General features: G+C 39.8%; 6 protein-coding genes and 1 pseudogene. 1 reads left to right on the top strand and 6 read right to left on the bottom strand.

Annotation, left to right across the window (positions count from 1 at the left end):
- Positions 1 to 227: 227 nt before the first annotated feature.
- On the top strand, positions 228 to 791 hold the full coding sequence (locus I8U17_RS17830; RefSeq protein ID WP_198059968.1) for a thermonuclease family protein: 564 nt from the start codon (positions 228 to 230) through the stop codon (positions 789 to 791).
- Positions 792 to 1,176: 385 nt separating this feature from the next.
- Here I8U17_RS17830 and I8U17_RS17825 read toward each other — a convergent pair whose 3' ends face one another.
- The 6 genes and pseudogenes from I8U17_RS17825 to I8U17_RS18515 all read right to left on the bottom strand — a co-directional run.
- Positions 1,177 to 1,659, bottom strand: coding sequence for a hypothetical protein (locus I8U17_RS17825; protein WP_198054885.1), 483 nt, complete (start codon positions 1,657 to 1,659; stop codon positions 1,177 to 1,179).
- Between the two features lie 130 nt (positions 1,660 to 1,789).
- Positions 1,790 to 2,074, bottom strand: coding sequence for a YhjD family protein (locus I8U17_RS17820; protein ID WP_033102010.1), 285 nt, complete (start codon positions 2,072 to 2,074; stop codon positions 1,790 to 1,792).
- A 228-nt stretch (positions 2,075 to 2,302) separates the two neighbouring features.
- Positions 2,303 to 2,512, bottom strand: coding sequence for a YhjD family protein (locus I8U17_RS19030; protein WP_033102009.1), 210 nt, complete (start codon positions 2,510 to 2,512; stop codon positions 2,303 to 2,305).
- A complete protein-coding gene (locus tag I8U17_RS17815; RefSeq protein ID WP_033102008.1) occupies positions 2,512 to 2,733 on the bottom strand; it encodes a helix-turn-helix domain-containing protein in 222 nt (73 codons plus the stop codon). Before I8U17_RS17815 ends, I8U17_RS19030 begins: the two co-directional genes overlap by 1 nt.
- Positions 2,734 to 2,743: 10 nt before the next feature.
- Positions 2,744 to 3,214, bottom strand: coding sequence for a DUF2975 domain-containing protein (locus I8U17_RS17810; RefSeq protein ID WP_033102007.1), 471 nt, complete (start codon positions 3,212 to 3,214; stop codon positions 2,744 to 2,746).
- Positions 3,215 to 3,371: 157 nt separating this feature from the next.
- A pseudogene (locus I8U17_RS18515) lies at positions 3,372 to 3,590 on the bottom strand (hypothetical protein); the annotation flags it as partial.

The following is a 3,590-nucleotide window of genomic DNA, read 5'->3' as shown; positions in this document are numbered from 1 at the left end:
TAGGTCACATCAGGTTTACTTTATCTGTATATATCCTAGAAATATACAAAACCCCATTCCTTTTCCGAAGAAAAGGGGGGGGTTTGTCATCAATCTCAACTTGAACCCTCTATGGGTTCAAGTTATTTATTTGTAAATGGGCAGCTAATTGCTGTTTGTTCATCAAAAAAATGTTTCTATATTTTTAAATCAGAATTCTATTGCTATAATGAACAGGGGGTGGATCAATGAAAATAGGAATTATCCAAACCATCATTAAATGGGTGTATCAGCTTTTTACAGGTCGAAAGAAGACTTCCAGGAAGACAAGAAAGCCCAAAAAGGGACGTCTGGTCGTAAAGCAAGCGGAAGCCATTGATGGAGATACCATTCGGGGGATCGTGAGAGGTGAAAAGGTAAAAATCCGCCTGATTTTAGTAGATTGCCCGGAGACCCGTCACGCCCAAAAGGGGAAACAGCCGTATGGAGAAGAAGCCAAACAATTTACGAAGCGGAGAATCTCTCGGGCGAAACTTGTTGAAGTTGAATTACACGGTACAGGTGCAAAAGACAAATATGGCCGTCTGATTGGTCATGTGTTTGTGAACGGCCAAAATTTAAACCGCTTATTATTAAAGAATGGATACGCCCGGGTGGCTTATGCCTACGGAAAATATGCTTATGAAGATATATACCGGAAAGCAGAAGCTGATGCGAGAGAGAAACGTCTGAGAATTTGGTCGGTGAAGGGATATGTTCAAGAGGATGGATTTCATCCAGAAGTCATGCCCAAGAAAGATATTGTAAGCTGATACATAAGGAAATCAGGTTGTGACGTTCGTTTATCCGTGATTTGTAAAAACGATGGATAGCAGGAAACGAATTTCACCAGGCTTGTCTATGTTGATGAGTAGAAATTAAAAAAGATTTGTCTCTAAACAGGGAAACTGAAAACCAACAACACCACGACGGATTGATATACTTACCACCGCCTGCTGAGGCGGTTTTTTTGTTCAAAAAACCTCAAAACAACAAAAAAGAGGCGTCTAGAAGCCTCATAGAGCGATGAAATTTTATTTCGAATACCCTAGGTACCCCCAAAATGAAATAGGGCATAAAAATCGAAAAATCTAAAAGTGTTCTCATTTCTTGTGATATGGAGATTTAAGATTTGTTGAGTTTACTCATCAAACCGGATCAGTTGTGGATTTTCCCGGTTCCCTGAACCCAAAATTTGTCCTTTGTGTTTTTGGTCACGATAAAATAAACAGGCGTTTTGTTATCAAAACCAATATGTCTGATGGTTCCACCGCACTCAGATATATTTTTACGGGCTATTGTGGTATCCCGTCCCCAGGAAACATTGTGTTTGACCTCTACTTTCATGGTTTGATTTTTTCGGCAAGTGACGGATTTAAAGGTAAGCGTCAAATCATGATAGCCTTTAAATTTGAAATCACGGCTTCTTATCGATTTGTTGAAGTCGTAAACAAAACTGTGGGTAGCAGCATAACTGACTAGCGGAAGCGCTAATAAAACGAGGCATACCAAGACTGAAACTGTTCTTTTCAACAAAGAAAACACCTCTTTTTTGTTTTTTTTGATTGCTAAACCTTTCACTTTCCTCTTTCTTGAATCCCCTCCTCCTTCCATTTTATTGGAAATGGATGGTAAATTCACGCTATTTTTACACAAACAAAAATTCGTATTTTATCCTCTTTATAACTTATGATAATATAAAATTCCATGTGGCGAAGTTACTCCTTCAAGATCTCGCCGCACTCAACCTTGATCCACTCATTCAGGAACTTCATTTCCTGCCGATATCCTTTGTACTTGTAGGATACATAGCGATACCCGGTTCCTGTTTGATCTCGATGATCTCCCCCGGCGATCTTCTGAAATATCCCCGAAGTTCCGTCATGTCCTTTAAGATACGATCCATCACTTGATCTATCATCCATCCATAAACATCGGCCATCTTCAGATGCGAGAGCTGCTTTCGATCACGGGATAATGCCGATAGCAGAACCTCCAGATGGACATATCGCTTCAATTTCAGCATGAATTCTTGATGGCCATCATCCAGCAGCATGATGATCACCTTCAAACAAGAACGACTGGAAGATCGGTATCCGAATCATACCCCGTTTCGTCCATTCTCGCGACTTCACCCTCATCCGAATCTGCGGGTCCAAATAGAGAAAATCTTTATCTTCGCCAATCTTCCCATGCTGGACAATGGACCACACTGCGCCTTCCGAACATCTGGCGGCGGAGGAAATTCGATCAACCCTGCCGGTCGCACCCGTCCGCTAGAATCTCACCGCTTTCCACACGAATATACTCTTTCAAATACATTGCCATACTCCCTTTTTGTCTCGATGATCCTGCCTGGAGATTGCCTGAAGTAACGGCGTAATTCGGCCATTTCTTTCATGATTATGATTTTGTCCAAGACTTGCCTATAAATATCTGCAAACTTCAGATGCCCCATATGATTCCAATCATAAGTCAAAACTTTCAGCAACATTATCCTTGAGTGTCTTCGTCACTTTTGTATTCTAAAATATCTCCAGGCTGACATTCTAAAGCCTTACAAATCGCATCTAAAGTTGATAATCGAATCGCTTTTGCCTTTCCATTTTTCAATATAGAAAGATTAGCCATCGTTATTCCAACCCTCTCCGAAAGTTCGGAGAGGCTCATTTTTCTTTTAGCCAGCATCACATCAAGATTGATTATAATTGCCACGGTATTTACCTTAGACCGTTAAATCATTTTCTGATTTTATATCCATGGCATTTTTTAACAGTTTTTGAAGAATAGAAGCAAAGACTCCATTCACAATGGAAGCAAAAATAATGACCAATCCAAATAACATGACACCTGGGGCACCCGCTCCCTTCGCCCAGAGATAGAACATTGGTAAGGCTGACACATACAACATACTGAATGTGAATGCACAGTATTTTATATACTTTAAAGACCTAACAGATAATTCCGAGAAAGCAATGTTCTTATCAATATAGCTTAAAAGTCTTAAAGTATGATACAATGCAACGAAAAACGGTATTGCCGATGCATACAAATCTATTACAAACAAAACTAACAACCAATCCAACCCTTTTGCTAATTCATTTGCTATAAAAGGCGACGCAATTATAGACAAAGCAAGTACCGTTATTCCAATAAGACAAACAACTATCTTTAAAAAGAGTGTTTCTGATTTCATATAAAGCACCTCCACTTATTTTTTGTCAACTTGATTTTAATGCACAATTTATCGTTTTACAATATATTTTTATCCTTTTGCGATATTTTTTATGTAGAGGCCGTGTTTTGGACAGCTTCCAGCGCATGGATTCGGTAAATAAAAAAGAAACCATCTGTTAAACAGATGATCTCTCAAATACAAACTCTTGAAACACCGGCAGTCGTATCATTCCCCGTTTCGTCCAGCCACGGGACTTTACTTTCATCCGGATCTGCGGGTCAAGGTAGATAAAATCCTTAATGAACCCCAAAAGTCCAGACATTTTAAGCCGCATTTGAGGTAAAACGTTGACGGAACTCCTTTGGAGACAGGTACCCCAACGCAGAGTGTGGCC

This window comes from Thermoactinomyces sp. CICC 10521 (genome assembly GCF_016055135.1).
GTDB lineage: Bacteria > Bacillota > Bacilli > Thermoactinomycetales > Thermoactinomycetaceae > Thermoactinomyces_A > Thermoactinomyces_A daqus.
Note: the sequence above shows the minus strand (reverse complement) of the source record. Positions and strands in the feature narration are given on the sequence as shown.